General features: G+C 65.5%; 26 protein-coding genes, 1 pseudogene and 1 riboswitch. Of the genes and pseudogenes, 10 read left to right on the forward strand and 17 right to left on the reverse strand.

Annotated elements, in window-relative coordinates:
* Nucleotide 1: 1 nt before the first annotated feature.
* Nucleotides 2-1,204 (reverse strand): homoserine O-acetyltransferase MetX, encoded by a 1,203-nt coding sequence (metX, locus tag WN72_RS43140; protein WP_092215580.1) that lies wholly within the window; start codon nt 1,202-1,204, stop codon nt 2-4.
* Nucleotides 1,205-1,295: 91 nt separating this feature from the next.
* Nucleotides 1,296-1,375: riboswitch (SAM riboswitch) on the reverse strand.
* Between the two features lie 220 nt (nt 1,376-1,595).
* Here metX and WN72_RS43145 point away from each other — a divergent pair.
* Genes WN72_RS43145 through WN72_RS43155 form a run of 3 tightly spaced genes read left to right on the forward strand, consistent with a single transcriptional unit; the run spans nt 1,596 to nt 4,502 of the window.
* Nucleotides 1,596-2,444: a chorismate mutase gene (locus WN72_RS43145; protein ID WP_027562832.1), complete on the forward strand. Its 849-nt coding sequence runs from the start codon at nt 1,596-1,598 to the stop codon at nt 2,442-2,444.
* Nucleotides 2,445-2,475: 31 nt separating this feature from the next.
* Nucleotides 2,476-3,570 (forward strand): histidinol-phosphate transaminase, encoded by a 1,095-nt coding sequence (gene hisC / locus WN72_RS43150; protein ID WP_092215578.1) that lies wholly within the window; start codon nt 2,476-2,478, stop codon nt 3,568-3,570.
* Nucleotides 3,567-4,502, forward strand: a complete 936-nt coding sequence (locus WN72_RS43155) for a prephenate/arogenate dehydrogenase family protein (RefSeq protein ID WP_027562830.1) — start codon at nt 3,567-3,569, stop codon at nt 4,500-4,502. Before hisC ends, WN72_RS43155 begins: the two co-directional genes overlap by 4 nt.
* Nucleotides 4,503-4,624: 122 nt before the next feature.
* Here WN72_RS43155 and WN72_RS43160 read toward each other — a convergent pair whose 3' ends face one another.
* Nucleotides 4,625-5,809 (reverse strand): DUF2125 domain-containing protein, encoded by a 1,185-nt coding sequence (locus WN72_RS43160; protein WP_092215576.1) that lies wholly within the window; start codon nt 5,807-5,809, stop codon nt 4,625-4,627.
* 110 nt (nt 5,810-5,919) lie between these two features.
* Between WN72_RS43160 and WN72_RS43165 the strand changes: the two genes are divergently transcribed.
* Nucleotides 5,920-6,525, forward strand: a complete 606-nt coding sequence (locus tag WN72_RS43165) for a gamma-glutamylcyclotransferase (RefSeq protein ID WP_167380777.1) — start codon at nt 5,920-5,922, stop codon at nt 6,523-6,525.
* Here WN72_RS43165 and WN72_RS43170 read toward each other — a convergent pair.
* The 4 genes from WN72_RS43170 to ftsE all read right to left on the reverse strand — a co-directional run bounded on the left by WN72_RS43170 (nt 6,522) and on the right by ftsE (nt 9,739).
* A complete protein-coding gene (locus tag WN72_RS43170; protein WP_092215572.1) occupies nt 6,522-7,295 on the reverse strand; it encodes a lysophospholipid acyltransferase family protein in 774 nt (257 codons plus the stop codon). The genes WN72_RS43165 and WN72_RS43170 overlap by 4 nt on opposite strands.
* 11 nt (nt 7,296-7,306) lie before the next feature.
* Entirely contained in the window at nt 7,307-8,011 is a 705-nt protein-coding gene (locus tag WN72_RS43175; RefSeq protein WP_027562826.1) for a YdcF family protein, read from the reverse strand.
* A 107-nt stretch (nt 8,012-8,118) separates the two neighbouring features.
* Nucleotides 8,119-9,087, reverse strand: coding sequence for a cell division protein FtsX (locus WN72_RS43180; protein WP_092215570.1), 969 nt, complete (start codon nt 9,085-9,087; stop codon nt 8,119-8,121).
* Entirely contained in the window at nt 9,080-9,739 is a 660-nt protein-coding gene (gene ftsE / locus WN72_RS43185; RefSeq protein WP_027562824.1) for a cell division ATP-binding protein FtsE, read from the reverse strand. Before ftsE ends, WN72_RS43180 begins: the two co-directional genes overlap by 8 nt.
* 175 nt (nt 9,740-9,914) lie before the next feature.
* Here ftsE and WN72_RS43190 point away from each other — a divergent pair, with 175 nt between their 5' ends.
* Entirely contained in the window at nt 9,915-10,793 is an 879-nt protein-coding gene (locus tag WN72_RS43190; protein WP_092215568.1) for an MJ0042-type zinc finger domain-containing protein, read from the forward strand.
* Nucleotides 10,794-10,840: 47 nt separating this feature from the next.
* A complete protein-coding gene (locus WN72_RS43195; RefSeq protein WP_027562822.1) occupies nt 10,841-11,215 on the forward strand; it encodes a response regulator in 375 nt (124 codons plus the stop codon).
* Between the two features lie 148 nt (nt 11,216-11,363).
* Here the strand turns inward: WN72_RS43195 and WN72_RS43200 are convergent, their stop codons facing one another.
* A complete protein-coding gene (locus WN72_RS43200) occupies nt 11,364-12,503 on the reverse strand; it encodes a DUF4175 family protein (RefSeq protein WP_027562821.1) in 1,140 nt (379 codons plus the stop codon).
* Nucleotides 12,491-14,416, reverse strand: a complete 1,926-nt coding sequence (locus WN72_RS43205; RefSeq protein WP_092215566.1) for a TIGR02302 family protein — start codon at nt 14,414-14,416, stop codon at nt 12,491-12,493. Before WN72_RS43205 ends, WN72_RS43200 begins: the two co-directional genes overlap by 13 nt.
* A gap of 166 nt (nt 14,417-14,582) precedes the next feature.
* Here WN72_RS43205 and WN72_RS43210 point away from each other — a divergent pair, with 166 nt between their 5' ends.
* The 3 genes from WN72_RS43210 (at nt 14,583) to WN72_RS43220 (ending at nt 18,143) form a co-directional block, all read left to right on the forward strand.
* Nucleotides 14,583-14,966: a carboxymuconolactone decarboxylase family protein gene (locus WN72_RS43210; RefSeq protein ID WP_008567285.1), complete on the forward strand. Its 384-nt coding sequence runs from the start codon at nt 14,583-14,585 to the stop codon at nt 14,964-14,966.
* Nucleotides 14,967-15,214: 248 nt separating this feature from the next.
* Entirely contained in the window at nt 15,215-16,123 is a 909-nt protein-coding gene (locus WN72_RS43215; protein ID WP_092215563.1) for an NAD(P)-dependent oxidoreductase, read from the forward strand.
* A gap of 313 nt (nt 16,124-16,436) precedes the next feature.
* Nucleotides 16,437-18,143, forward strand: coding sequence for a tannase/feruloyl esterase family alpha/beta hydrolase (locus WN72_RS43220; protein ID WP_092215561.1), 1,707 nt, complete (start codon nt 16,437-16,439; stop codon nt 18,141-18,143).
* 81 nt (nt 18,144-18,224) lie between these two features.
* Here the strand turns inward: WN72_RS43220 and lysA are convergent, their stop codons facing one another.
* From lysA to argH, 3 genes are all read right to left on the reverse strand, one after another.
* On the reverse strand, nt 18,225-19,490 hold the full coding sequence (gene lysA / locus WN72_RS43225) for a diaminopimelate decarboxylase (RefSeq protein ID WP_092215559.1): 1,266 nt from the start codon (nt 19,488-19,490) through the stop codon (nt 18,225-18,227).
* A gap of 23 nt (nt 19,491-19,513) precedes the next feature.
* Nucleotides 19,514-19,804, reverse strand: a complete 291-nt coding sequence (lptM, locus tag WN72_RS43230) for an LPS translocon maturation chaperone LptM (protein WP_092215557.1) — start codon at nt 19,802-19,804, stop codon at nt 19,514-19,516.
* A gap of 93 nt (nt 19,805-19,897) precedes the next feature.
* Nucleotides 19,898-21,295, reverse strand: a complete 1,398-nt coding sequence (gene argH, locus WN72_RS43235; RefSeq protein WP_027562815.1) for an argininosuccinate lyase — start codon at nt 21,293-21,295, stop codon at nt 19,898-19,900.
* Nucleotides 21,296-21,395: 100 nt separating this feature from the next.
* Between argH and tlpA the strand changes: the two genes are divergently transcribed.
* Nucleotides 21,396-22,061, forward strand: coding sequence for a thiol:disulfide interchange protein TlpA (gene tlpA, locus WN72_RS43240; protein ID WP_027562814.1), 666 nt, complete (start codon nt 21,396-21,398; stop codon nt 22,059-22,061).
* Between the two features lie 5 nt (nt 22,062-22,066).
* On the opposite strand, the pseudogene WN72_RS43245 reads toward tlpA, so the two are convergent.
* The 6 genes and pseudogenes from WN72_RS43245 to WN72_RS43270 all read right to left on the reverse strand — a co-directional run bounded on the left by WN72_RS43245 (nt 22,067) and on the right by WN72_RS43270 (nt 26,232).
* Nucleotides 22,067-22,261: pseudogene (locus tag WN72_RS43245) on the reverse strand (putative motility protein).
* 207 nt (nt 22,262-22,468) lie between these two features.
* Nucleotides 22,469-23,350, reverse strand: a complete 882-nt coding sequence (locus WN72_RS43250) for a 3-hydroxybutyryl-CoA dehydrogenase (protein ID WP_027562812.1) — start codon at nt 23,348-23,350, stop codon at nt 22,469-22,471.
* Between the two features lie 208 nt (nt 23,351-23,558).
* Nucleotides 23,559-24,503, reverse strand: coding sequence for an electron transfer flavoprotein subunit alpha/FixB family protein (locus tag WN72_RS43255; protein ID WP_028146504.1), 945 nt, complete (start codon nt 24,501-24,503; stop codon nt 23,559-23,561).
* Nucleotides 24,503-25,252, reverse strand: a complete 750-nt coding sequence (locus WN72_RS43260; RefSeq protein ID WP_028146409.1) for an electron transfer flavoprotein subunit beta/FixA family protein — start codon at nt 25,250-25,252, stop codon at nt 24,503-24,505. The genes WN72_RS43255 and WN72_RS43260 overlap by 1 nt, the downstream gene beginning before the upstream one ends.
* 126 nt (nt 25,253-25,378) lie before the next feature.
* Nucleotides 25,379-25,951: a cob(I)yrinic acid a,c-diamide adenosyltransferase gene (locus tag WN72_RS43265; protein ID WP_027562143.1), complete on the reverse strand. Its 573-nt coding sequence runs from the start codon at nt 25,949-25,951 to the stop codon at nt 25,379-25,381.
* An 86-nt stretch (nt 25,952-26,037) separates the two neighbouring features.
* Nucleotides 26,038-26,232: a twin transmembrane helix small protein gene (locus tag WN72_RS43270; RefSeq protein WP_018646527.1), complete on the reverse strand. Its 195-nt coding sequence runs from the start codon at nt 26,230-26,232 to the stop codon at nt 26,038-26,040.
* Nucleotides 26,233-26,310 lie beyond the last annotated feature (78 nt).

A 26,310-nucleotide genomic window follows, 5' to 3' on the forward strand; every position in this document is an offset into this window, starting at 1 on the left:
GCTAGCTGTCCTTGCCGGTGAGCCCGCGGGCCTTGCCTGCCGATTGCAGGAAGGCGCGGGAGATGTCGAAGAATTCGGGCACGTCGAGCAGGAACGCGTCGTGGCCGCGATCGGTCTCGATCTCGGCGAACGACACCCGCGCGCTCGACGCATTCAGCGCATGCACCAGCGCGCGCGATTCCGAGGTCGGGAACAGCCAGTCGCTGGTGAACGACACCACGCAGAAGCGGGTCTGGATGCCCGCGAACGCCTTCGCCAGCACGCCGCCGTGATCGGCGGCGATGTCGAAATAGTCCATCGCGCGGGTGAGATAGAGATAGGAATTGGCGTCGAAGCGCTCGACGAACGAGGAGCCCTGGTAGCGCAGATAGGACTCGACCTGGAAGTCGGCGTCGAACGAGAAGGTCGGCAGCTCGCGATCCTGCATGCGGCGGCCGAATTTCCGGTGCAGCGCCGCATCTGACAGATAAGTGATGTGCGCAGCCATGCGCGCGACCGCGAGGCCGCGATGCGGATGAAGACCGCGATCGGCATAGCCGCCATTGTGCCAGTCGGGATCCGCCATCACGGCCTGGCGGCCAAGCTCGTGGAAGGCGATGTTCTGTGCCGAGTGCCGCGTCGAACAGGCGATCGCGAGCGCGGAGAACACGCGGGCCGGATAGGCCGCGGTCCATTGCAGCACCTGCATGCCGCCCATCGAGCCGCCGACCACAGCGAAGAGCGTGTCGATACCGAGCCGGTCGATCAGCATCGCCTGCGCGCGCACCATGTCCGGAATGGTGATGACCGGAAAATCGAGCCCCCACACCTTGCCGGTGGCGGGATTGATCGAGGCCGGCCCCGTGGAGCCCATGCAGCCGCCAATCACGTTGGAGCAGATGATGAAGTAACGGCTGGGATCGATGGGGCGGCCCGGGCCGACCAGTGTGTCCCACCAGCCGGGCTTGCCGGTGACGGGATGCAGATTGGCGACGTGCTGGTCGCCGGTCAGCGCATGGCAGATCAGAACGGCGTTGGAGCGATCGGCATTGAGCTCGCCATAGGTCTGGTAGGCGATCTGGAACGGCGCCAGATCGACGCCGCAATCGAGCCGCAGCGGCTGATCTGCGCCGAAACGCGCGACCTGCGAACTCGGGTGATCGACCTCGTGCGAGCGCTCATCGGCGCTGATCGCAGGACTCGGAATCGACTTGACGCTACCCATCTGACCATCGACCTCGTTTGCGATCGGACTTCAGACCGCTACTTGTATCAGGCCATGAAAAACCCGGCCTGAACGATAGGTTCGGCCGGGATCGGAAGCGTCCCCGGCCTGTTTAGCGAGTTTTTTAACGTGGCTGCAAGCCGGCCGGCTCAAATGACCACGGAACAGGCAAAATCTACTGTCTTGGGCGGTTTTCGTCAAGTCGCGGCCCGGATTAACCAAAATCGTCCTTGAACCGCCGGCCGAAAAGGTCGTCATTTCTCTTTGCTTTCGCCGCCCTGACTGCCTAATCAGGACATCGACCGCAGCGGAATCCGGCTCGCCCATTGGCCTGCCCGACCCGCATTGGAACGCCTCTCAACGGCACTTCGCAGAACAGCATCCGGCAGATATGTCCCAACGTCCGCCCGCGCCACCATCGCTCCAGGAATTGCGCAAGGAGATCGACGCGATCGACGCGGACATGCATCGCCTGCTGATGCAACGCGGCGACATCATCGACCGCCTGATCCAGGTGAAGCAGACCCAGGAGGTCGGCTCCGCGTTCCGGCCTGCGCGCGAAGCCGCGATGATGCGCGACCTCGTGCAGCGCCATCGCGGCATCCTGCCGCTCGACACGGTCGAGAGCATCTGGCGCGTGATCATCTCGACGTTCACCTACGTGCAGGCGCCGTTCTCGGTGCATGCCGACATCTCCGTAAGCGAGCCGGCGATGCGCGATTCCGCGCGATTCCATTTCGGCTTCACCGTGCCTTACGTCGCGCATTTCAGCGCACAGGCTGCGGTCGAGGCGGTGGCGAAATCCAAGGGCGACCTGGCACTGGTCTCGGCGACGTCGAGCCGCACGCCGTGGTGGCTGGAGCTGGAAGCGGAAGGCGCGCCGAAGATCATCGCGCGGCTGCCTTTCGTCGAGCGCGCCGATCATCCGGCGGCACTGCCGGTGTTCGCGGTCTCGCGCGTCGCCGACAGCGCGCTGGTGACGGAGGTCGAGACCTTCAGCGTGCGTGTCTCGGGGTGGAACGCCGAGGTCGCGCGGACCCTGTCGCCGCTCGCCGAGATCGTGGCGGTGCCCGATACCGCCTTTGACGGAGCCGCGCTGCTGGTGTCGGTCACGAGCGCAACCAGCATCGACAAGATCAAGGCTGCCCTGATCGAAGCAGGGGCCTCGGTGCGCTCCACGGCCCTCGTCGGCAGCCACGCAACGCGCTATACGGTGACCCCGACCGGGTCGAAATCGTAAGTCTCGCGCCCAGCCACTTTCGGAGTTGAAGATGTCCCGCCCCGTGCCGAATCCCGGCATTCTCGATATTGCGCCCTACACGCCCGGCAAGAGCCCGGTGCCGGAGCCGGGCCGCAAGGTGTTCAAGCTCTCGGCCAACGAGACGCCGTTCGGACCATCACCGAAGGCGATCGAGGCCTTCAAGCGCGTGGCGGATCATCTGGAGGATTATCCGGAAGGCACCTCGCGGGTGCTGCGCGAAGCGATCGGCCGCTCGTTCGGACTCGATCCGAACCGCATCATCTGCGGCGCCGGTTCGGACGAGATCCTCAACCTGCTTGCCCACACCTATCTCAGCCAGGGCGACGAGGCGATCTCGACCACCCACGGTTTCCTGGTCTACCCGATCGCGACCATGGCGGTCGGCGCCAAGAACGTCATCGCGCAGGAGACCAACCTCACCTGCAACGTCGATGCCATCCTCAAGGCGGTGACGCCGAAGACGAAGCTGGTCTGGCTCGCCAATCCCAACAATCCGACCGGCACCTATGTGCCGTTCGACGAGGTCAAGCGGCTGCGCGCCGGCCTGCCGTCGCACGTTCTGCTGGTGCTGGATGCCGCCTATTCCGACTACGTTTCGCGTAACGACTATGAAATGGGGATCGAGCTGGTCGCCACCACCGAGAACACGGTGGTGACGCACACCTTCTCCAAGATCCACGGCCTCGCCGCGCTGCGCATCGGCTGGATGTTCGGTCCCGAGCACATCATCGACGCCGTCAACCGCATCCGCGGTCCCTTCAACGTGTCGACGCCGGCGATGTACGCCGCGGTCGCCGCCATTGAAGACACCGCGCACCAGACGATGTCGAAACAGTTCACCGAGACCTGGCGCAACTGGCTGACCGAGGAGATCGGCAAGCTCGGACTGAAGGTGACGCCGAGCGTCGCCAATTTCGTGCTGATCCACTTCCCGACCGACGGCAAGACCGCGGACGCGGCCGACGCCTACCTCACCAAGCGCGGCCTCGTGCTGCGCGCGCTGAAGAATTACGGCCTGCCGCATTCGCTGCGCATGACCATCGGCACCGAGGAGGCCAACCGCCTCGTGGTCGACGGCTTGCGCGATTTCATGGCCGGCAAATGAGCGCGAACCCGCATTTCCAGCGCGTCGCGTTGATCGGCTTCGGTCTGATCGGCGGCTCGATCGCGCGCGCTGCGAAGCTCCAGGGCCTGGCGGGCGAGATCGTCACCACCGCGCGTTCGGAGAAGACGCGCGCGCGGGTGATGGAGCTCGGCATCGTCGACCACGTCGTGGCGACCAATGCGGAAGCGGTGAAGGACGCCGATCTCGTCATTCTCTGCATTCCCGTCGGCGCGTGCGGCGAGGTGGCAAAGGAGATCGCCGAGCATCTGAAGCCCGGCGCTGTTATCTCCGACGTCGGCTCGGTGAAGGGCGCGGTGGTCAGGGACATGGCGCCGCATCTGCCGAAGACCGTCCATTTCGTGCCGGCGCATCCGGTGGCGGGCACCGAGCATTCGGGGCCGGATTCCGGCTTCGCCGAGCTGTTCATCAACCGCTGGTGCATTTTGACGCCGCCTGATGGGGTCGATGCGGCGGCGACCGATCGGCTGCGCGCGTTCTGGGCGGCGATGGGCGCCAAGGTCGAGGTGATGACGCCGGACCATCATGATCTCGTGCTCGCCATCACCAGCCACCTGCCGCATCTGATCGCCTACACGATCGTCGGCACCGCCGACGAGCTGGCGCAGGTGACGGAGTCAGAGGTGATCAAGTTCTCGGCCGGCGGTTTCCGCGACTTCACCCGCATCGCGGCGTCCGATCCGACGATGTGGCGCGACGTGTTCCTCGCCAACAAGGAAGCCGTGCTGGAGATGCTCGGCACCTTCACCGAGGATCTCGCAAAGCTCACGCGTGCGATCCGCCGCGGCGACGGCGAAGCGCTGTTCGATCATTTCACCCGCACCCGCGCCATCCGCCGCGGCATCGTCGAGATCGGCCAGGATTCGGCGGCAGCCGACTTCGGCCGGCCGCATGCGGCGCTGAAGAAGCCGTAAGCTCCGTCTGTCATTCCGGGGCGCCCGAAGGGCGAGCCCGGAATCCATCGGCCCAAAACGCGTGCGGTGAAATGGATTCCGGGCTCGATGCTACGCATCGCCCCGGAATGACGACAAATCAATCAATACAGCGGCGGGATCTGGCCGACCTTGATCGGGCCGAGCAGCACGGCGCCGTCGACGAATTTCAACGGGAAGCTGCGCGCCTTCTTGCCTTCCAGCGTGCTCTCGGTGCCGATCGAATTGATGCCGGCGGCAACGCCCGCGTTGGCGTTCTGCTTGATCACCTTGCCGAGACCGGGCACGGCGCGGTCGAGCGCGCCAAAGAGGTTGTTGAGGTCCTGCGATTTCACGCCGGGCGCGACGCGGTCGAGGGTCGCCTGCGGCACGCCCTCCTCCAGCATCTTCTCGATGCCGAGCGCGGGGATGACGCGCTCGAGGCCCGTCATCGTCATCTGCAATTCGCCGTCGAGCCGGCCATTGGCGGAGAGGCCGAGCGTGCCGGCCGCGACCGCGATCATCTCGCCCTGCTGGATGCGCGACTGCACGATCTCGATGTGGCCGCCGGCGGCCTGGATCTCGCGAAAGCGCTGCGGCCAGGGCTTTGGCGTGAGGTCGGAAAGGCCGGTGATCTTCGCGCGCGTGTCGGCCTCGAACGGCTCGGCGAGCAAGGGGTGAACGCCCTGGATGCTGCCTTGCGCGACGTGGAGCACGGTCTCGATGACAGGGCGATCGGAGGTCGATCCGTCCGCCAGGCGCCCGTGCAGCTCGACCTGCTTGGCACGCGCGAGCGGCACCTGCACCGAATTGTCGAGCCGGTTGAGGCTGGGATCGTCGAACACGAGGGAGGCACGGTCGGGCACGGCGGGCAGGCCGACCACGCTGCTGCGGCCCTTGCTCCAGTTCACCACGAAGGTGTTTTGCGTGATGCCGTCGGTCAGCGTCGCCGGCGCGGAGAATTCGGCGATGACGTGCCTGGGATCGTAGACCTGGGCGATCACCAGGATGTTGTCGAGCCTTGCCGTGAACGGCGTCTTGCTGGCGTTCTGCGACACCAGGGCGACGCTGGCGCCGGAGCACTGCACCTCGAAGCGGAACGGGAAGCCGGCAATCGAGCGCTTGGCGCAATCATAGATGCGGCCGGCCTTGGCCTCCTGCGCGCGCCAGGCATCGGCGGCCACCTCGGCCTGCGAGGCCGCGAAGAACCAGAAGCCGCTCCACGCGAGGGCGAGGATCAGGAGGAGAACGGGTGCGATGAAAAGGCGCCAACGGGAGCGCCGGCCTGCGGCAACGGTCATATCGGACATGCGGCGACCCTTTGGCCCCAGATTTTGTCAAATGTAAGCGAGGTCCGGTCCCGCCGAAAGGCTGAGAATCCGCTTCGCTTGGGGGCCCGGTTCTGGTAGCCGTGCCCGAAATGTCGGAAATCACCCTCCCCTCCATCACCACAGCCAAAGGCGACCTCTGGGTGTTCGGCTATGGCTCGCTGATGTGGCGGCCGGGCTTCGAATTCGAGGAGCGCGTCCCTGCGCGGCTGGTCGGCGAGCACCGCGCGCTTTGCGTCTATTCCTTCGTGCATCGCGGCACGCCGGAGAAGCCGGGCCTGGTGCTCGGGCTCGACCGCGGCGGCGCCTGCCGCGGCATCGCCTTCCGCGTCGCCGAGACAAACCGCACCGACGTGGTCGCCTATTTGCGGGCGCGCGAGCAGGTCACCTCGGTCTATCGCGAGGTGATGCGCTCGGTGTGGCTGGAGAACGATGCGCGCCAGCGCGTCTCCGCGCTCGCCTATGTCGTCGACCGCGGCCATGTCCAATATGCCGGCCGGCTGTCGCTCGCCGAGCAGCATCGCCACGTGATCCAGGGCCACGGCCAGTCCGGCGCCAACCGCGACTACGTCACGGCGACGGTGAAGGCGATCGAGGCCGAGGGCTTTCGCGACACGCAATTGCATCAGCTCGCGACGATGCTGCATGGGGAAGCACATTCGCTGCACGCGCCCGACGAAGACAGCGAAAGCCGCTAGCTCGCAGACGGCGCATAGCTCGGCGCGGAGCCGATCAGCTGCTCCTGCTCTTTCCGCCCCGCCTCGACGAGGCGGCCGGTCGCGTCTTCGATCGCACTTTGCACGCGGGACAGAAACTCGTCCTTCGGCAGGCCCGGCGGCAGCGGATCGAGGAACTCAACCACCAGCGTGCCGGGATAGCGCATGAAGGTGCGGCGCGGCCAGAACAGGCCGGAATTGAGCGCGATCGGCAGGCACGGCACACCACAGGACGAATAGATCTGCGCAAAGCCGGTCTTGTAATCGGGCGGCGCGCCCGGCGCGCGGCGCGTGCCTTCCGGAAAGATCACGAGCTGCTTTCCGCTGCGCACCGCCTCGCGCGCGCGCCGCGTCATGTCCAGCAGCGCCTTCACACCGGCATTGCGGTCGATCGCGATCATGCCGGTCTTGACCAGGAACTGGCCGAACACCGGGATCTGCATCAGCTGGCGCTTGAGGATGAAGATCGGGCGGTGGAAGAAGCCCGGCAACACGAACGTCTCCCAGAACGACTGGTGTTTTGCCACGATCAGCAGCGGCCCGGCCGGGATCTTCTCCGTGCCCCGGAATTCCACCTTGATGTTGCAGACCACGCGCATCAGGACCAGCGTCGCCTTCGCCCACCATTCTGCGACCGTCAGCATGGCGCGCGGCGGCAATGCGAAGGTCGGCAGCGCCACGATCGCGAGACACACCAGCACGGTGTAGAACAGCACGTTGAACACGAGCGAGCGCAGGAAAATCAGGAACATCGAGGGTCCGATCAATTGGCCTGTGCGGTGGCGGGCCGCTTCGGTTGCTGGCCCTGAGGCTGCTCCGACATCTCGGGCGAAAGGTCAATCCCGAAATCCTCCAGGCGGATCCTGATCTCGGCCGCGATATACTTGACATATTCGGACAGGAGCAGCCGCAAGGTGGACGCCGAGGTCCACCACGGCTCCTCGCGCCATTTCTCGCCGACGACCGCGAACGGGATCAGCGTCGTCTCCGGCATCGCGTGCGAGAATTCCACCAGCGCGCGTGGCATGTGATAGTTCGAGGTGACCACGATCAGCGACTTGAAGCCGCGCCCCTCGGCCCAGCGCCGCGCCTCCGCCGCGTTGCCGCGGGTCGAGACCGCGGTGCGGTCGAGATCGACGCAGCAATGCATGAAGGACTGGTTCTCCGGCAGAGTCCGGGAGATGTCACTCGCGGTCGAGGTCGGATGCACGCCGGAGATCAGCAGCCGCTGGCCGTAGCCGGCAGCCAGCAGCTCCATCGCGTCCGACACCCGCGAGGAGCCGCCGGTCAGGACCACGATGCCGTCGGCCTTGCGGCTAGGGGCGATCTCGGCGCCCCGCAGTTGCGACAGGAACGCGACAAAGCCCGCCGCCGCGCCGACGAAGGCGAACGCGATCGTCGAGACCAATGCCGCGCGCAGCCAGCCGCGCGGCAGTTTCGGCGATCGATCGTCGGCCTTTGAGGTCATGTGATATCGGTGATCCCTTCCCGAGATGATTTTAAGACGTTTTGAGGCGAAGTGGAGTCTGGTTTCTTCATCCTCTCCCCCTTGCGGGAGAGGGAAGAAGAACGCACTCAATCAATGTCATTCAATGTCGCAAACAGGGTCTGGCGCGAGGCAACCGCCGTGATGGCGCCGATCAGCACCGCCTGCACCGCGAGCACCACATAGCCTGACGGCCGCAGCGAGAAGGTGCCGAGCAACGCCGCGAACTGATCGCCGACGGGCGTGCCGGAGAACCAGCCGGCGATCGACTCGGAGAAGCCGAACAGCAGCATGGCGACGCCGCCACCGATCACGCCGCCCTCCAGCCCCAGGCGGAGGAAATGGCGCAGGAAGTGGTTGGCGATGTAGCGGTCGCCGGCGCCGACGAAATGCAGGACCTCGACGATCGGACGGTTCGCCGCCATGGCGCCGCGGGTCGCGAACGACACCGAGATGATGGTCGCGACGATGACGAGCGCGAGGATGCCGATGCCGGCGAGCACGGTGGCATTGGTCATCGAGCGCATGCGCTCGATCCAGGCGCGGTGATCGTCGACGCTGGCGCTCGGTGCCACCTGCGTCACGCGCGCGCGCAAGGCAGCGAGATCAAGCTGCGTGCCCGGCTGCACCCGCGCGATGATCATGCGCGGCACAGGCAAATCGTCCATCGACAGGCCCGTGCCGAGCCAGGGCTCGAGCAGCTTGCCGCTCTCATCCTTGCTGAACGGCTTGACCTCGACGATGCCGGCCTGCGCGCGCATCGCCTCGGTCACGGCCACGGTGTCGCGATCAAGATCGCGCCCCACTTGGGGACGGACCTGGATGGTGATTTCGCTTGCGACATCGGACTGCCATTCCGCGGCGGAGGCGCTGACCAGCAGCACTGTGCCCGTCGTCATCGACGCCAGGAAGGTCATGATGGCGACGACGGCGACCAGCGCGCGGCCGTGGATCGAGGCGCGCGGCACGATCGGCGACATGTTGCGCGCCTTGGCAGGAAGCTGCGGACGCTCCTGTCCGAGGTCGACCAGCACGCCGCGCTCGTCGGTCCTACTCATAGACGTGCAACCGTCCCTGATGCAGCACCAGCCGCCGCGCCTCGTACTGGTCCATCAGGCCGATGTCGTGGGTGGCGATGATGACGGCGGTGCCTGACTTGTTGAGCTCGATGAACAGACGCAGCAGGCGGCGGCCGAGCGTCGGATCGACGCTACCGGTCGGCTCGTCCGCGAGCAGGAGCTGCGGCCGCGAGATCACGGCGCGCGCGATCGCCGCACGCTGCTTCTCGCCGCCGGAGAGAATGGGCGGCAGCGCGTCCATGCGGTCGCCGAGCCCGACCCAGCGCAAGAGGTCGATCACCTCCTTGCGGTAGCTCGACTCGCTGCGGCCCATGACGCGGAACGGCAGCGCGACGTTCTCATACGTCGTCATGTGGTCGAGCAGGCGGAAATCCTGAAGCACGATGCCGATGCGCTTGCGCAGATCTGCGATCTCGTCCTTGCCGAGCTGCGAGATGTCGTTGCCGAACAGATTGACGAGGCCCCGTGTCGGCCGGTGCGACAGGAACAACAGGCGCAGCAGCGACGTCTTGCCGGCGCCGGACGGGCCGGTGAGGAATTGGAAAGAATGCGCCGGAATCTGGAAGCTGAGGTCGCGCAGAATCTCCGGCCCCAGTCCGTAACGCAATCCGACATTTTCGAACCGAACCAAGTTCAGCTCCGTTCGAGAGGGGGCCGCGCCGCGGCACCCCGCCACACGCGATCAAGGGGTTGTGCGACCGTTATGGTTTCCGGTTCGTTAACGGTCGCCTTGTAGCATTTGGAGTGCCCGGCTCTCCGCGCCCGGGACATCGTCAAGACCAGTCCGTGCATCAAGGCCCGTGTCCATGCATATCGTCTGCCCTCATTGTACGACATCCTACGCCATCAAGCTCGCGAGCCTTGGGACGAACGGACGCACGGTCCGCTGCTCCCGCTGCAAAGAGACCTGGGTCGCCTATGCCGATGATGCCATCGAGGAGGCATCCGTTCCGGCCATGGCCGCGGCCAGCGAGTCCGAGGACCAGTCCGACCTCGCCGAGCAGTGGAACTCCTACGCCAAGGATGACGGTGCCGTCGATACGCCGGTCGTCGACAGCCCCTCCATCGCCAGCGACTGGCCGGCCGACGAGGCCAAGGACATGGAGGACGAGTGGTCGGCGGCCGCCCGCGCCGCCGAAGAGGACGCCCTCGGTGCGCAGCACCAGTCCTGGTTCCGCGGCCTGTTCAGCCGCCGCGGCGCGCGGGTGAGCCGCCCGGTCCCCGCCGCGACGTCGCGTAAATCGCATTTCGGCCTGCCCACCGCCTGCGCCGCCATGGGCGCGCTGGTGCTGGCCCTGATCATCTGGCGCGGCGACATGGTACGGCTACTGCCGCAGACCGCCGCGTTCTACAAGCTCGTCGGGTTCGACGTAAACCTGCGCGGGCTCGCCTTCAAGGACGTCAAGCTCTCCAGCGAGACCGTGGACGGTAAGCAGGTGCTGGTGATCGAGGGCGTGATCGTCGGCCAGGGCAAGAAGCCGCTCGATATCCCGCGGCTGCGCTTTGCCGTGCGCGACGCGCAAGGCGCAGAGATCTACGCGTGGAACACCGTGCTGGAACAGACAGTGCTGCAACCCGGCGAGCGCGCCTTCTTCCGCTCGCGCCTGGCCTCGCCGCCGCCGGAGGGCCGCAACATCGACGTCCGCTTCTTCAACCGGCGCGACATCGCCGGCGGCAGCGTATAATTGATCTCGCGTACGCTCCACGGGAGGTTGGTCCCAAGGTTGGTCTCATGCCGAAAATCCTGATCGCCGACGACGAGGATTCGATGCGCCAGCTGGTGGCGCGCGCCATCGCCATGGACGGCCACGAGATCGTCACCGCGCAGGACGGCGCCGAGGCATTGGAGATCCTGACCCGCGAGGACGGCGCGTTCGACCTGCTGCTCACCGACATTCAGATGCCGGTGATGGACGGCATCGCGCTGGCGCTCTCCGCCGCGCGCGATTTCCCTGGCCTCACCATCCTGCTGATGACCGGCTTTGCCGACCAGCGCGAGCGCGCCTCGAACCTCAATGCGCTGGTGCATGACGTCGTGACAAAGCCGTTCTCGGTGGCCGACATCCGCACCGCCGTGGCGGACGCGCTAGCGGCGAAGAAGGGGTAGCGGGCCACGCCAGCCCCACACACCGGCGTCATGCCCCGGCGTGACCGGGGCATCCAGTACGCTGCGGCAGGTGTGGCGAGAGCGAGCTCTTGAACGATGGCCTCTGGAATACTGGATCGCCCACCTGCGCGGGCGATGACACCGTCCCTCAAAAATCCTTCAGCAGCCGCTCGATATAGTCGAGCTCGATCTGCGGGCGCGAGGGATCGCCGAGGCGGCGGCGGAGCTCTTCGAGGATGCGGCGGACGCGCTGCGCATCGATCTCGCCGGGGATCTTGACCGTGTAGTCGTCGCTGAGATCGCGGCCATGGAGCGGACGGCCGAGCGGATCGGTCTGGTTGCTGCCGTTCTGCTGACGGCCGGCGCGGTTGCCGGGGCCGTCGCCCTGGCCCTCGCCGTCGCCCTGCTGCATCGCTTCGGCCATCTTCTGCGCGCCCTTGCGCAAGGCCTCGAGGGCCTTGCCCTGGGAGTCCACGGCGCCGTCGGCATTGCCCTCGCCGAGCTTCGAGCCGGCGTCGCCCATGGCGCCGTCGGCAGCGTCCAGACCGCCATCGTCATCACCGTCCTGATCACCATCCTGGCCGGGCTGCCCCTGGTCGCCCTGCTGACCCTGCTGGCCTTTCTGATTCTGACCCTTTTGCCCCTTCTGCATGAGGCCGCGCTTGGCGAGCTGGTCCTGAAGCTTCTTCAGGCGGTCGCGCAGCGCCTGCTGGTCCTGCTGCAGGTCGGACATCGACTGATCGCCCTGCTTGCCGCGCGAACGATCGCGCCGGGAGTCCTGACCCTGCTTGAAGGTCTTGTCGCGCAATTGCTGCTGCTTGCGGATCATGTCGCTGAGCTCGTTCAGCGCTTGCTCCATCTCGCTGTCGCCGGATTGCCCGGGCTGCGCCATCTGGAGGTTTTCCATGATCTGCGCCAGCTGCTCGAGCAGACGCTGGGCGGCTTCTTTATTGCCTTCGCGCGCGGCTTTCTCGATCTGCTTCAGGAGATCGTCGAGATCGCGCTGCGTTATGACGGAGCGATCGCGATTGGAGGACTGGCTGCGTTCGGTCGCGCGCTTGTATTCCTCGAGCCGCTGGATCGCATCGGACTGGTTGTTCAGGCTCTTGCCGGATTCCTTCTGCCGCAGGCTGTCGCCGGAATCCTGCATCGCCTTTTCCGCGCTGTCGAGCAGCGCGTCAGGATCCTGATCCAGCTGGGCAGCGGCAGGCACGACGCTTCCCAACAGGAAGGCGAAGCAGGCGATCGAGATCGCCTTCAAGACTGGCACGCGCGCTAGCTTCCGCATTTCCGGTCCCGCGTAAACTGGTTGGCCCCGTCCTCGCCCTTGTTGGCCCGGCTGTTCGCCGACTTCCGATAGGCCTGAAGCTGCTGACGCAAGGCGTCCTGCTGCTGCGCCAGCTCTTCGAGCTGCTCGGGCGTGGCTTGCTGGGTCTTCTGTCGCAGCTCGATCGCCTTGTCGAGGATGAGCTGAACCTCCGCAGGGAACGGCTGCCGGGCTCCGAGCGGATTCTGCTCGGCGCGCCGGGCGAGATCGCGCACCTTGCCGGCCATGGCCTCGCGCAGCTTCTGCGTCAGCACCCGGATCTCGTCCTCGCTGGCGCCGCGTTCCAGCGCGTGCTTGAGCGCGTCCTGCGCCGCGCGCAGCGCGGCGTTGACGCTGCCGGCGACGCCGTCGTCCTCGATGGTGGTCGCGAACGCCCACATGCTCGACACCACCTCGCGCAGCGCGTCATCGGTGCGGGCCGCCTCGAGCTGCGACGCCAGGCTGCGCAGGCCGAGATAGCAGCCGGCATCCGGCGTGAACAATTCGGGCGCGATCATCAGCGCGTCCAGCGCCGCGTAGACCTCGGAATTCTTGTTGGCGTCGAGCGCGAGGATGCGGCGCTGCTCGATCAGCGCGCGCGCGAGCGAGTTGGTGAACAGACGCTCGGGCAGGCGCATGTTGAAGGGGTCGCTCTTCGCCTCGTTGCCGGCCTCATCCTTCGCGGTCAGTGTCAGCGTCACGTCGGCGCCGGCATAGGGATCCTCGCTGAGGTCCTTCACCGTCTGGCCGACGCCGTTGCGGGTGCGCGCATTCGGCAGCACCAGCGGGAATTTCGGCGGCTGGAACAGCGGCCGCGCGGCCGCGCCATTCTTGCCGCCGTCCTTGGCATCGGCGGGACGCAGGCCGATTTGCGCTTCGGCGCCGGTGACGCCGTAATCATCCTCGATCTTGTAGGAGAGCTGGAGCCCGCCGCGGGCCTGACGCTCCGGATCCTTGGCGAGCGCGATGGTCGGCGGATGGTCCGGCGTCGCCGTGAAGGCCCATTGCGGTTGCCCCGAGGGCGCGCGAACATGCGCGTTGCCGTCGCCGGTGATGGCGAAATGCTTTTCGTTGGTGCCCTTGGGCGTGGCCTCGGTGGGAGCGACCTCCTTCAGGCCACCGGAGACGGTGACATCGAGGCTGCCGCCCGAGGAGCGCACGATCAGGGTCGAGCCGGCGGGAACGGCGAGCGGGCCCGAGGCCGGCAGCGCCGCAGCCTCCTTGTTGGCGGCCGACAGAATCACCGGCGGCTTGCCGGTGTAGAGCGGCGGGGTGACCCAGGCATCGACGCGGACATTCGTCGGCGCCAGCACACCGTTCCAGTCGAAGGCGGCACCAAGCCGCATCGCACGTTCGTCGCCGGCGGCGAAGAAGGTCGCAACCAGCAACACCATCACCAGCGCGCGCAGCGCCCAGGGATCGTGGATGGCGAGGCGCGGATGCGGCAGACCGGCGCGGATGCGCTTGAGCGAGGCCAGCGTGCGCTCGCGCTGCGCCTGCCACAACGCTTGCGCAACAGGATCCTGCGAGCTCAGCGTATCCGTCAGCGTGGTCGCCGGGCGGTGACGAATGCCGGAGCCGCGGTCGAGCCGGGCGAGCGCCTCCTCGCGGCTCGGCCAGCGGAAACGAACCAGCGGCAACAGCGCGGCAATCGCGATGCCGGCGAAAATGACGAGCCCGATGGCACGCGCGACGAACGGCAACGTCAGCCAGAGCCCGGCCCAGGACAGGGCCAGGAACAGGCCGACGACGGTCAGAAGCCGCGCCAGATTTGGCCAGGCACGCTCCCACGCGATGGCATAAAGGGCCCGATCAAGGGCCTGCGCCAGCTTCAACCGCGACAGAGCGTCACTGTTGCGGATCGGGTCTGACGGGTCGGGGGTGACGCCGTTCAATCAACTCTCCAGGTTGCCCGGTAGAGAAGCCTACCACAACGGCAGCACTGAGGCATCCGTTCCTGTACGGGAGACACCCCTTTTCCCGCATAACACGAGGACGTGACTGGCTTGATGCAACCCCGTAATTTCCGCGCCATCCCCGAGGGAGAGATGAGGAAACGACATGGACAAGAAGATGCACGACAAGGGCCTGGAAGTCCGCAAAGCGGTGCTGGGCGAGGCCTATGTCAACAATGCCCTGAAGAACGTCGATGATTTCAACCGCCCGTTCCAGGAGATGCTCAACGAATATTGCTGGGGCACGGTGTGGGGCCGCGAGGAGCTGCCGCGCAAGACCCGCAGCATGCTCAACATCGCGATGATCGCGATCCTCAACCGCCAGCACGAGTTTCGCGCGCATCTGAAGGGCGCGCTGACCAACGGCGTCACGCGCGACGAGATCCGCGAGATCCTGATGCAGGTCGCGATCTATGGCGGCATGCCCGCCGCCGTCGACAGTTTTCGCATCGCGCGCGAGGTGTTCGCGGAGATCGACGGGAAGGCGTGAAGGGCGAGCGAGGTCAGGGACGCAACGCCCTCACCTCCGTCGTCCCGGACAAGCGAAGCGCAGATCCGGGACCCATAGCCACAGGAAGATGTGGTTGCGGGGACTCGGAGTGAACGCTTCGGCACGACGACTCCTCCCTGTGGTTATCGGTCCCGGATCGGCGCGCGCCTAAGGCGCGCTTGTCCGGGACGACAGCGAGGATGGAACGAGAATCTTTCACAGCAACCAAGAAGAAACAAGGAAACACCATGGACATCGGATTCATCGGCCTCGGAAACATGGGTTTCCCGATGGCGCGGCGGTTGATCGAGGCCGGCCACAAGCTCGTCGTGTTCGACACGCGCAAGGAGGTCACGGACAGACTGGTGGCGCGCGGCGCAACGGCTGCGGCATCGCCGAAGGACGTCGCCGACCAGGTCGAGACCGTGATGGCGAGCCTGCCCTCGCTGCAGGCATCGCTCGAGGTCGCGACGGGCGCCAGTGGCGTGATCGAGGGCAAGCGTGCAAAGCGCTTCATCGATCTCTCCACCGTCGGCTCGGCGATGGCAGTGAAAATTCACGGCTTGCTCGCCAAGCGGAACATCGTGCAGATCGACTGCCCGGTGTCCGGTGGCGTCGGCGGCGCCGAGAAGGGCACGCTGGCGGTGATGGTGTCGGGGCCGAAGGCCGAGTTCGAGCTGCTCAAGCCGGCGCTCGACGTGATCGGAAAAGTGTTCTTCATCGGCGAGAAGCCCGGCGCGGCGCAGACCATGAAGCTCGCCAACAATTTCCTGTCGGCCACAGCGATGGTGGCGACGTCGGAAGCGGTGGTGATGGGCGTCAAAGCCGGGCTCGATCCCGCCGTGATGATCGACGTCATCAATGCCGGCTCGGGCATGAACACCGCGAGCCGCGACAAGTTTCCGCGCTCGGTGCTGCCGCGAACGTTCGACTTCGGCTTCGCCACGGGATTGATGGTGAAGGACGTGCGGCTCGCGCTGGAGGAGATGAAGCACCTTGGCCTGTCGATGGAGGTTGCGGACGCGGTCGGACGTTTGTGGGAGACCGTGATAGCTGCGGAAGGCGCCGAGTCCGATTTCACCGCGGCGATCAAGCCGATCGAGAAGAAGGCGGGCGTCGTGGTCGGCGGGAAGACCGGCGGATTGGCCGGAAAGTAGTGTTGCGTTCTCCGCCGTCGTCCCGGGGCGCGCAAAGCGCGAACCCGGGACCCATAACCACAGGCGGGAGTTTGGCGAAGACTCGGAGTTCTCAGCGTCGCGCCAAACTCCTCCCTGTGGCTATGGGTCCCTGCGTTCGCAGGGACGACCAACTTTGTTGAGCCGGCGTCGCGCTCACCGTCGCCCCGCACAGCCCGCACAACCAAAACGCGAGCTTGCTGTTATTTGCTCTACGTCTCCATTCACCCTTGAGTTGTAATCTTTGTAAGTTATCCTGTCCTCTCTAGCCTGCAAAAAAATCAGGGAGGACGGAATGAAGCGTCATCGACACTTACTTGTCGGTGCGACCATGGCCCTGTTTGCCTGTGTCGCAATCGGTACTTCGCCCGCAATGGCGACGGCGTGCACTAATCTTCGATCCTTGCAACTCCAGCACACGGTGATCAATTCGGCGGACGACAACACGACCGGCACCTTCGTGCCGCCTGGCGCGAGCCCGATCACCGGCCTTCCCGCGTTCTGCCGCGTCACCGCGACCCTGGTCCCGAGTTCTGATTCCAGCATCAAGATCGAAGTCTGGTTGCCCGAAACCAACTGGAACGGCAGGTTCCTCGGCACCGGCGGCGGCGGCTTCCAAGGCGTGATCACCTATAGCGAGCTCGCCAGCGGGTCTTCGGGATGCAACCCGCTGTTCTGCGGCTCGGCCGGCAACATGGGCAATCCGCTCGCCATTCAATTCGGCGATCCGGCGGCGCCATCGACCGGCCTGTTCGGGCATCCCGAGCGGATCAAGGATTTCGGCTATCGCGCGATCCATCTGATGACCGTGCGCGGCAAGGAAATCGCCAACGCGTTCTACGGGCAGCGGCCGCAAAGGGCCTATTTCGCCGGCTGCTCGACCGGCGGCCAGAACGCCCTGATGGAGGCGCAGCGCTTCCCCAACGATTACGACGGCATCCTGGCGGGCGCAGCCGCGTTCAACCGCACCGACCTGCACATGGCCGGGCTCTACAGCTGGCAGAACGCGCATGCGACCCCGGGCCGGTTCATCCAGACCGGCCAGATGACGCTGATCAACCAGGCCGTGCTCAAGCAATGCGTCGGCCAGGACGGCGGCGCCAAGACCGATCAGTTCCTGACCGATCCTCGCGATTGCCGTTTCGATCCGAAGGTCCTGCTCTGCAAAGGTGGCAACGCGCCGCCTGCGTGCCTAACCTCCGAGCAGGTCACGACCATGCAGCGCTATTACGCCGGCACGACCGACCCGGTGAACGGGCAGATCATCAATCCGGGCTCCCAGCGCGGCAACGAGACCGATGACATCCGCGCGCTTGGCCTCGCGTTCCAGGAGCGCCTCCCCGAGCCGGCCTTCGACGGCCTGTTCTACTGGGTGTTCGGCCCGAGCTTCGGCTATCCTTCAAGCCCAACCAATTTTGCCAATTTCGACTTCCACCACGACATCGCAAAAGTCGACGACCAGCTTGCGGCGGTGCTGAACGCAACCAGCACCGACCTCAGCGAGTTCCGCGAGCACGGCGGCAAGCTCTTGATGTACCACGGCTGGGCTGACCCGCTGATTCCGTCGCAGAGCAGCATCAACTATTTCCTCGCACTGGTGGGGAATGAAGGTCAGGGCTTCCAGCCGGTCGGGTTCTTCGATCATGACAACGGACATGGCAATGGACCTGGCAATCCGGCGCTGCGACGGACCCAGAGCTATGCGCGGCTGTTCATGGTGCCCGGGATGTATCACTGCTCGGGCGGCACCGGCCCCAACACGTTCGATGCGCTCACGCCGCTGGTCAAATGGGTCGAGGCCGGGGTCGCCCCGGACACGATCCTCGCCACCAAGTTCGTCGATGACACACCGCCGGCGGTGCAGATGACCCGGCCGCTGTGCGTCTTCCCCAAGGTCGCGAAATACAACGGCAGCGGCAGCACCAGCATTGCCGCGAACTTCACCTGCATCACCGACGAGAACGACTTCAATCAGAAGCCGGCTCCGAAATACGGGCCGTGACATACAGGCAGGACCGGTAAGCACATGCTCGCCGGCCCTGCTATCCCTCAGATGCGGATTTTCGCGCGACGATGGCGTGGCTCACAGCCACGGCGCGGGCGTGTCCATCGCGATCAATTGCTCGACCTCCACGCGCGGGCGGACGACGGCGTACTGGTCGTCCTTCACCAGCACCTCGGGCACCAGCGGCCGCGTGTTGTAGGTGCCGGCCTGCACCGCACCGTAGGCACCCGCGGTCATGATGGCGAGGAGATCGCCCGCCTTCGGCGTCGGCAGCGTACGGTCGAGCGCGAGATAGTCGCCGGTCTCGCAGACCGGGCCGACGACGTCGGCCATGATGGTGGCGGCGCCCTTGGCGGGCTGCATCACCGGCAGGATGTCGTGATGGGCCTCATACAGCGTCGGGCGGATCAGATCGTTCATCGCGGCATCGATGATCACGAAGTTCTTGCCGTCGCCGTGCTTCACATAGATGACCTTGGCGACGAGGATGCCGGCATTGCCGACGATCATGCGGCCCGGCTCGAACATCAGCGTGCAGCCGAGATTGTGGCTGACGCGCTTGACCATGGCGGCATAGGCATCGGGCGCCGGCGGCGCTTCGCGGTCCATGTAATAGGGAATGCCGAGCCCGCCGCCGAAATCGACGTGGGAGATGTTGTGGCCGTCGCTGCGCAGCGTCTGCACGAATTCGGAGAGGATGCGGAACGCGGTCTCCATCTTGGACAGATCGGTGATCTGGCTGCCGATATGGACGTCGGTGCCGGTCACCTCGATGCCCGGCAGCTTGGCGGCGCGGGCATAGACCTCGCGGGCATAGGCGATCGGGATGCCGAACTTGTTCTCGGACTTGCCGGTCGAGATCTTTGCGTGCGTGCCGGCATCGACGTCGGGATTGACGCGCACGGAGATGCGCGCGGTCTTGCCCATCTCGGTCGCAAGGCGCGAGAGCAGCTCGAGCTCCGGCTCGGATTCGATGTTGAGGCAGAGGATGTCGGCGGCGAGCGCCGCGCGCAGCTCCGCTTCCGTCTTGCCGACGCCGGAGAACACGATCTTGCCGCCGGGAATGCCCGCGGCCAGCGCGCGCTTCAGCTCACCGCCGGAGACGACGTCGGCGCCGGCCCCGAGCTTGGCCAGCGTGCGCAGCACGGACTGGTTGGAGTTCGCCTTCATGGCGTAGCAGACCAGCACCTTCTCGCCGGCGAAGGCGTCGGTGAAGACGCGGTAGTGCCGCTCCAGCGTCGCGGTCGAATAGCAGTAGAACGGCGTGCCGATGGTTGCGGCCAGCTCGGACAGGTTCACCGCCTCGGCGTGCAGCACGCCGTTGCGGTAGTCGAAATGGTTCATGGCGTTGGCTCGGTTGCGCCAGCCTACCGGCTGGGTCTTTCGTCCAGGAGCGGGTCGAGGATAAACGATTTCTTGCTGCCCTTGGGCGCCGCCGGCGCAGCATCCGCACCATAGGTGGGGTTGAACACGCTCGGCGTCTTCTGGGCTTCGATCTCGGTGTCGGTCGGCGCTGCGATATTGGCCGTGGACGCGCTGGAGGCGGTCGGCGGCAGATCCAGCGGGCCCTTGCGGCCGCAGCCGGCCAGCGCGAGCGCCGTCAGGCTCAAGACAATGATGGCCCACCCCGAGCCGGCCGGGCGAAACTTTGACGTCACGACGAAATCCCCACTACGCGGCGCGCACCATACAGAGATTGGCGCGCTCTGGCGAGAGCCGGATGACCATGAAACATAAGCGAAATTTTGCCCTCAGCCCAATTTTCGCTCTTTTTCCAGCCGCTTCGCCCAGCTCTTTGCCTGCGACGCCACGTTCTTCGGCGCGGTGCCGCCGAAGCTGGTCCGGCTCTTCACCGACGATTCGACCGAGAGCACGGCGAGCACATCCTTGGTGATCTTGGGCTCGATCGCCTGCATCTCCTTGAGCGGCAGCTCGTGCAGCGCCACGCCGCCCTCGGCGGCCTTGGCGACGATGCGGCCGGTGACGTGGTGGGCGTCGCGGAACGGCATCTTCAGCGTCCGCACCAGCCAGTCGGCAAGGTCCGTCGCGGTGGCATAGCCCTCGCCCGCGGCAGCCTTCATCTTGGCCTCGTCGGGCACGAGGTCGCGGACCATGCCGGTCATGGCGCGGATCGCCAGCGACAGCGCGGCAAAGCCCTCCATGGCGCCCTGCTTGTCCTCCTGCATGTCCTTTTGGTAGGCGAGCGGCAGGCCCTTCATCACGATCAGGAGGCCGTTGAGCGCACCGATGACGCGACCGGTCTTGGCGCGCACGAGTTCGGCGGCATCCGGATTGCGCTTCTGCGGCATGATCGAGGAGCCCGTGGTGAACTTGTCGCTGAGGCGGATCAGCCCGACCAGCGGCGAGGTCCAGATCACGATCTCCTCGGCAAAACGCGACATGTGCACGGCGCAGATCGAGGCCGCCGACAAAGTCTCCAGCACGAAGTCGCGGTCGGAGACGGCATCGAGCGAGTTCGCCATCGGGCGATCGAAGAGAAGCGCCTTCGCGGTGGCATGGCGGTCGATCGGGAACGAGGTGCCGGCGAGCGCGGCGGCGCCGAGCGGGGATTCATTGAGCCGCTTGCGCGCATCCTGGAAGCGGCCGCGATCGCGCGCGGCCATCTCGACATAGGCGAGCAGATGATGGCCGAAGGTGACGGGTTGCGCGGTCTGCAGATGCGTGAAGCCGGGCATCACGGTGCCGGCATGCTCCAGCGCGCGCTCCACCAGCGCCTGCTGGAACTCCGCGAGCGCGGCGTCGGTCTCGTCGACGATGTCACGGACATAGAGACGGAAGTCGGTCGCGACCTGGTCGTTGCGCGAGCGCGCGGTGTGCAGCCGGCCCGCGGCCGGGCCGATCAGCTCGGACAGGCGGCTCTCGACGTTCATATGGATATCTTCGAGCGCGCGCTTGAACGTGAAGTCGCCCTTGCCGATCTCTGACAAGATCGTGTCTAGACCCTTGCCGATATTTTTCGCATCAGAAGCCGTGATGATGCCCTGGCTGGCCAACATCGCGGCGTGGGCCTTGGACGCGGCAATGTCCTGGGCGAAGAGGTGACGATCGACGTCGATGGAGACGTTGATCTCTTCCATGATCTCATCGGGACGTTCCGAGAACCGGCCGCCCCACATCTTGTTGCTCATGATCCCCTGCTCACGTCCTGCTTGCCGCATGTTTGCTGACAGCTGCCAGCCGTATTAAGAGGCCCCTGATAGCCATATCTGCGACCGGATGACAAACGATATGCTCGACAAGAAGCCCTCCGCCACGCGCCGGATCCCCATCGTCATCGCCACCGTGGTGGTCGGCGGCCTCGCCGGCTTCGCCGCGCTGTACGGGCTGGGCCTGAGCCGGGCGCCTTCAGGCGATCCGACCTGCAAGCCGGCGGTGGCCACGGCCCAGAAGATCGCCCCGCTCGCCCATGGCGAGCTGGCCGCCCTGACCATGGCCAGCGCGCCCCTGAAGCTGCCCGACCTCACCTTCGAGGATGCCGACGGCAAGCCGAAGAAGCTCTCGGATTTCCGCGGCAAGACGCTGCTGGTGAACCTCTGGGCCACCTGGTGCGTGCCGTGCCGGAAGGAGATGCCGGCGCTGGACGAGCTCCAGGGCAAGCTGTCGGGCCCGAATTTCGAGGTGGTGGCGATCAATATCGACACCCGCGACCCGGAGAAGCCGAAAACCTTCCTGAAAGAGGCCAATCTGACCCGGCTCGGCTACTTCAACGACCAGAAAGCCAAGGTTTTCCAGGATCTTAAGGCCATAGGCCGGGCGCTGGGCATGCCGACCTCGGTGCTGGTCGACCCGCAGGGCTGCGAAATCGCGACGATCGCCGGGCCGGCGGAATGGGCGAGCGAGGATGCGCTCAAGCTGCTCCGGGCCGCGACCGGCAAGGCCGCCGCGTCGCTTTAAGAAGCTCAGGCCGTAACGTTGAGATTGCCGCCGACGCCGGGGCCGACATTTGCGAGCGAGGGCTGACCGGCGCCGAGCAGCGTCAGGACCGTGGATTTCTCCATATCCATGTTCTACTTGGTCAGCGTCGCCGCGATATTCGATTGCAGCGCGCCTTGCTGTGCGGCCAGCATGGTGCTGACCATTGCCATCATGTCCATTACGCGAACCCTCGTACCGGGCGCAGCCTAGAGGCGAGCGGTTAACGGGACATGAATTGTCACAGGGCGAACGCACGTCCGCAGGGCGATAGTGCCGTAGGGTGGGCAAAGCGAAGCGTGCCCACCAATTCCATCGTGTGATCAAAAGGGGGACGGTAGGCACGGCGCTGCGCGCCTTTGCCCACCCTACAGCACTGGAGAATTGGCTCAGCGCGTCGGAACCGGCTTGGCGCCGCGATAGTCGTAGAAGCCGCGCTGCGTCTTGCGGCCGAGCCAGCCGGCCTCGACGTATTTCACCAGCAGCGGGCACGGGCGGTACTTGGAGTCGGCGAGGCCCTCGTGCAGCACCTGCATGATCGACAGGCAGGTATCGAGACCGATGAAATCGGCAAGCTCCAGCGGACCCATCGGATGATGGGCGCCGAGCTTCATCGCCGCGTCGATCGCCTCGACATTGCCGACGCCTTCATACAGCGTGTAGATCGCCTCGTTGATCATCGGCAGCAGGATGCGGTTGACGATGAAGGCCGGGAAGTCCTCGGAGACGGCGACCTGCTTGCCGAGCTTGGCGACGAATTCCTTGGACGCATCGAAGGTCGCATCGTCAGTGGCGATGCCGCGGATCAGCTCGACCAGCTCCATCAGCGGCACCGGATTCATGAAGTGAATGCCGATGAAGCGCTCGGGCCGGTCGGTTGCGGCGGCGAGCCGGGTGATCGAGATCGACGAGGTGTCGGAGGCGACGATCGCCTCCGGCTTCAAGATCGCGCAGAGCTCATGGAAGATCTTGCGCTTGACCTCTTCCTTCTCGACCGCGGTCTCGATCACGAGGTCGCAGTCGGCGAGGTCGTCCAGCTTCTCGGCGAGCTTGATGCGCGCGACCGCCTTGGCCTTGTCGTCCTCGGTCACGGCCTTCTTGGAGACCTGGCGTGCCAGATTGCCGTTGATGGTGGCCATGCCCGACTTGAGGCGGTCGGCCGAAACGTCGTTGAGCACCACGTCGAAGCCGGCCAGCGCCGCGACATGCGCGATGCCATTGCCCATCTGACCCGCGCCGATCACGCCGACCTTCTTGATCACTGCCGCCATAATGTCATCCACCGGAACGGCGCGCAGATCGCGCCCTGCCTATCCCCTGAGCCGGGAGGTCTGATTTGACCAGAAGCCGATTTAATCAGAACCCGGGCTCGAAACCTAGATTGGATCGCTTCGAAGGCGTGCCCCACGCCAAAGAAAACGCCTCGAAAAAGAAAAACCGGCCGGAGTTTATGCCTCCGGCCGGTGTTTTTAACGCGTTTTACTTGCCGAGCTTACCGAGTTCGGCCGTCAGCTCCGGAACCGCCTGGTAGAGGTCGGCGACCAGGCCGTAGTCGGCGACCTGGAAGATCGGCGCGTCCTCGTCCTTGTTGATCGCGACGATCACCTTGGAGTCCTTCATTCCGGCCAGATGCTGGATCGCGCCGGAAATGCCCACCGCGACATAGAGCTCGGGGGCCACCACCTTGCCGGTCTGGCCGACCTGCCAGTCGTTCGGGGCATAGCCGGCGTCCACCGCTGCGCGCGAGGCACCGACGCCGGCGCCGAGCTTGTCGGCCAGCGGCTCGATGTACTTGGCGAAGTTCTCGCGGCTCTGCATGGCACGGCCACCGGAGACGATGATCTTGGCCGAGGTCAGCTCCGGACGGTCGCTCTTGGCGACTTCCTCGCCGACGAAGGTCGACAGGCCCGGATCGGCCGCCGCAGCAACGCTCTCGACCGGCGCACTGCCGCCTTCACCGGCAGCGGCGAAGGTGGAGGTGCGGACCGTGATGACCTTCTTGGCGTCCTTCGACTTCACCGTCTGGATGGCGTTGCCGGCATAGATCGGACGCTCATAGGTATCGGGCGCGACCACCTTGATGATCTCCGAGACCTGCATGACGTCGAGCAGGGCTGCGACACGCGGCATCACGTTCTTGAAGCGCGAGGTCGCTGGCGCGACGATCGCATCATAGGACGGCGCCAGCGAGACGATCAGCGCGGCCAGCGGCTCGGCGAGATCGTGCGCATAGGTCTCGCCGTCGGCGAGCAGCACCTTCTTGACGCCGGCGAGCTTGGCAGCGGCGTCCGCCGCGGCCTTGGCGTTCTGGCCGGCCACCAGCACCTCGACGTCCGCGCCGAGCGCGGCAGCCGCGGTCAGGGCCTTGTTGGTCGCATCCTTCAACGACGCATTGTCGTGTTCGGCAATCAGAAGCGTCGTCATCAGAGCACCCCGGCTTCGTTCTTGAGTTTCGACACCAGCTCGGCGACGTCCTTCACCTTGACGCCCGCCTTGCGGCCTGCCGGTTCAGTCGTCTTGAGGACCTCGAGACGCGCGGTGACGTCGACGCCGTAATCGGCGACGGCCTTCTCCGCGATCGGCTTCTTCTTCGCCTTCATGATGTTGGGCAGCGAGGCATAGCGCGGCTCGTTGAGGCGAAGGTCTGTGGTGACGATCGCCGGTCCCTTCAGCTTCACGGTCTGCAGGCCGCCGTCGACTTCGCGCGTGACCTTGAAGTCCGAACCTTCGACCTCGAGCTTCGAAGCGAAGGTCGCTTGCGACCAGCCGAGCAGCGCGGCCAGCATCTGGCCGGTCTGGTTGCTGTCGTCGTCGATCGCCTGCTTGCCGAGGATGATCAGGCCCGGCTGCTCTTCTTCAGCAACCTTCTTCAGGATCTTGGCGACGGCGAGCGGCTCGACGTTGCCCTCAGCCTTCACCAGGATGCCGCGATCGGCGCCCATGGCAAGACCGGTACGGATCGTCTCCGACGCCTGCGCCGGTCCGATGGAGACCACCACGACCTCGGTCGCCTTGCCGCCTTCCTTCAGGCGCAGCGCTTCCTCGACCGCGATCTCGTCGAACGGGTTCATGGACATTTTGACGTTGGCGAGTTCAACGCCCGATCCATCGCCCTTGACGCGGACCTTGACGTTGTAATCGACCACCCGCTTTACCGGCACTAAGACCTTCATCGATCCTCTTTCACTCAATTTAGGAGGGGGGTTATTCAACTGGCGCGGAACCTAAAGGCCTGATCCAGCCCGGTCAACGCGCGACAGAGCCAAATTTTAGACCTTAGAAATGCTGATCTCAATGGGTCAGCGGTTCTGGCCAGGAACCCAGAGCACATCGCCGGAGCCGTTATGGTTAGCGGCGCGGCTGGCCACGAACAGGAAGTCCGACAGGCGGTTCATATACTGGATGCCAGCGCTACCAACGGGCTCGCCGGGCTGCGCCGCCAGTTCCACGATTACGCGTTCCGCCCTGCGGCATATCGTGCGGGCGACGTGGAGGTAGGCCGCGGCCGGCGTGCCGCCCGGCAGCACAAAGGACGTCAGCGGCGCGAGCTTGTCGTTGAGTGCGTCGATGTCGCGCTCGAGCCGCTCGACCTGGCTCGCGACAACCCGCAGCCGCTCCGCTTTGCCTTCCCGCTCGGGCACTGCGAGATCGGCGCCGAGATCGAACAGATCGTTCTGGATGCGGCCGAGCATCGCGTCGAACTCGGGCATGTCACGGGTGTGCAACCGCACCACGCCGATTGCGGCATTGGTCTCGTCGACCGTGCCATAGGCCGCGATACGCAGATCATATTTCGGACGGCGCTCGCCCGAGCCGAGCGCTGTCGTGCCGTCGTCACCGGTCTTCGTATAGATGCGGTTCAATACGACCATATGGACCTCTTGTTTTAGGGCATGATCTTGTCGAAAAACCGCTTCACACTTTGCGCTAACGCGGCCCTTCGGGTCCGGATCATGTCCTATCGCCCCATCGCCCAGACCGCGGCCATCGCGATGACGATCGCCACGAACTGAAGCAGCACGCGCCAGCGCATCAGCTTCTGCGAGGTGTTGGGCGAGCCGCCGCGCATCATGTTGACGAGGCCGAGCAGCAGTACCAGCGCCACGGCGCCGACCGCGATCGGCAGGATGAAAGTACTCAGGATAGATGCCATTAGGGGGTGATAACACCGTGTGCGGCGGTCCGCCATGGCGTTGGCGATCTGGCTTTCAGGCCGAGAATGTCAGAAGCT

The organism is Bradyrhizobium arachidis (genome assembly GCF_015291705.1).
Taxonomy (GTDB): domain Bacteria; phylum Pseudomonadota; class Alphaproteobacteria; order Rhizobiales; family Xanthobacteraceae; genus Bradyrhizobium; species Bradyrhizobium arachidis.

Excerpts from the sequence above, each read along its gene's own strand:
- metX (WP_092215580.1), bottom strand. The coding sequence starts at position 1,204 with ATGGGTAGCGTCAAGTCGATTCCGAGTCCTGCGATCAGCGCCGATGAG.
- WN72_RS43145 (WP_027562832.1), top strand. The coding sequence starts at position 1,596 with ATGTCCCAACGTCCGCCCGCGCCACCATCGCTCCAGGAATTGCGCAAG.
- hisC (WP_092215578.1), top strand. The coding sequence starts at position 2,476 with ATGTCCCGCCCCGTGCCGAATCCCGGCATTCTCGATATTGCGCCCTAC.
- WN72_RS43155 (WP_027562830.1), top strand. The coding sequence starts at position 3,567 with ATGAGCGCGAACCCGCATTTCCAGCGCGTCGCGTTGATCGGCTTCGGT.
- WN72_RS43160 (WP_092215576.1), bottom strand. The coding sequence starts at position 5,809 with ATGTCCGATATGACCGTTGCCGCAGGCCGGCGCTCCCGTTGGCGCCTT.
- WN72_RS43165 (WP_167380777.1), top strand. The coding sequence starts at position 5,920 with ATGTCGGAAATCACCCTCCCCTCCATCACCACAGCCAAAGGCGACCTC.
- WN72_RS43170 (WP_092215572.1), bottom strand. The coding sequence starts at position 7,295 with ATGTTCCTGATTTTCCTGCGCTCGCTCGTGTTCAACGTGCTGTTCTAC.
- WN72_RS43175 (WP_027562826.1), bottom strand. The coding sequence starts at position 8,011 with ATGACCTCAAAGGCCGACGATCGATCGCCGAAACTGCCGCGCGGCTGG.
- WN72_RS43180 (WP_092215570.1), bottom strand. The coding sequence starts at position 9,087 with ATGAGTAGGACCGACGAGCGCGGCGTGCTGGTCGACCTCGGACAGGAG.
- WN72_RS43190 (WP_092215568.1), top strand. The coding sequence starts at position 9,915 with ATGCATATCGTCTGCCCTCATTGTACGACATCCTACGCCATCAAGCTC.
- WN72_RS43195 (WP_027562822.1), top strand. The coding sequence starts at position 10,841 with ATGCCGAAAATCCTGATCGCCGACGACGAGGATTCGATGCGCCAGCTG.
- WN72_RS43200 (WP_027562821.1), bottom strand. The coding sequence starts at position 12,503 with ATGCGGAAGCTAGCGCGCGTGCCAGTCTTGAAGGCGATCTCGATCGCC.
- WN72_RS43210 (WP_008567285.1), top strand. The coding sequence starts at position 14,583 with ATGGACAAGAAGATGCACGACAAGGGCCTGGAAGTCCGCAAAGCGGTG.
- WN72_RS43215 (WP_092215563.1), top strand. The coding sequence starts at position 15,215 with ATGGACATCGGATTCATCGGCCTCGGAAACATGGGTTTCCCGATGGCG.
- WN72_RS43220 (WP_092215561.1), top strand. The coding sequence starts at position 16,437 with ATGAAGCGTCATCGACACTTACTTGTCGGTGCGACCATGGCCCTGTTT.
- lysA (WP_092215559.1), bottom strand. The coding sequence starts at position 19,490 with ATGAACCATTTCGACTACCGCAACGGCGTGCTGCACGCCGAGGCGGTG.
- argH (WP_027562815.1), bottom strand. The coding sequence starts at position 21,295 with ATGAGCAACAAGATGTGGGGCGGCCGGTTCTCGGAACGTCCCGATGAG.
- tlpA (WP_027562814.1), top strand. The coding sequence starts at position 21,396 with ATGCTCGACAAGAAGCCCTCCGCCACGCGCCGGATCCCCATCGTCATC.
- WN72_RS43250 (WP_027562812.1), bottom strand. The coding sequence starts at position 23,350 with ATGGCGGCAGTGATCAAGAAGGTCGGCGTGATCGGCGCGGGTCAGATG.
- WN72_RS43255 (WP_028146504.1), bottom strand. The coding sequence starts at position 24,503 with ATGACGACGCTTCTGATTGCCGAACACGACAATGCGTCGTTGAAGGAT.
- WN72_RS43260 (WP_028146409.1), bottom strand. The coding sequence starts at position 25,252 with ATGAAGGTCTTAGTGCCGGTAAAGCGGGTGGTCGATTACAACGTCAAG.
- WN72_RS43265 (WP_027562143.1), bottom strand. The coding sequence starts at position 25,951 with ATGGTCGTATTGAACCGCATCTATACGAAGACCGGTGACGACGGCACG.
- WN72_RS43270 (WP_018646527.1), bottom strand. The coding sequence starts at position 26,232 with ATGGCATCTATCCTGAGTACTTTCATCCTGCCGATCGCGGTCGGCGCC.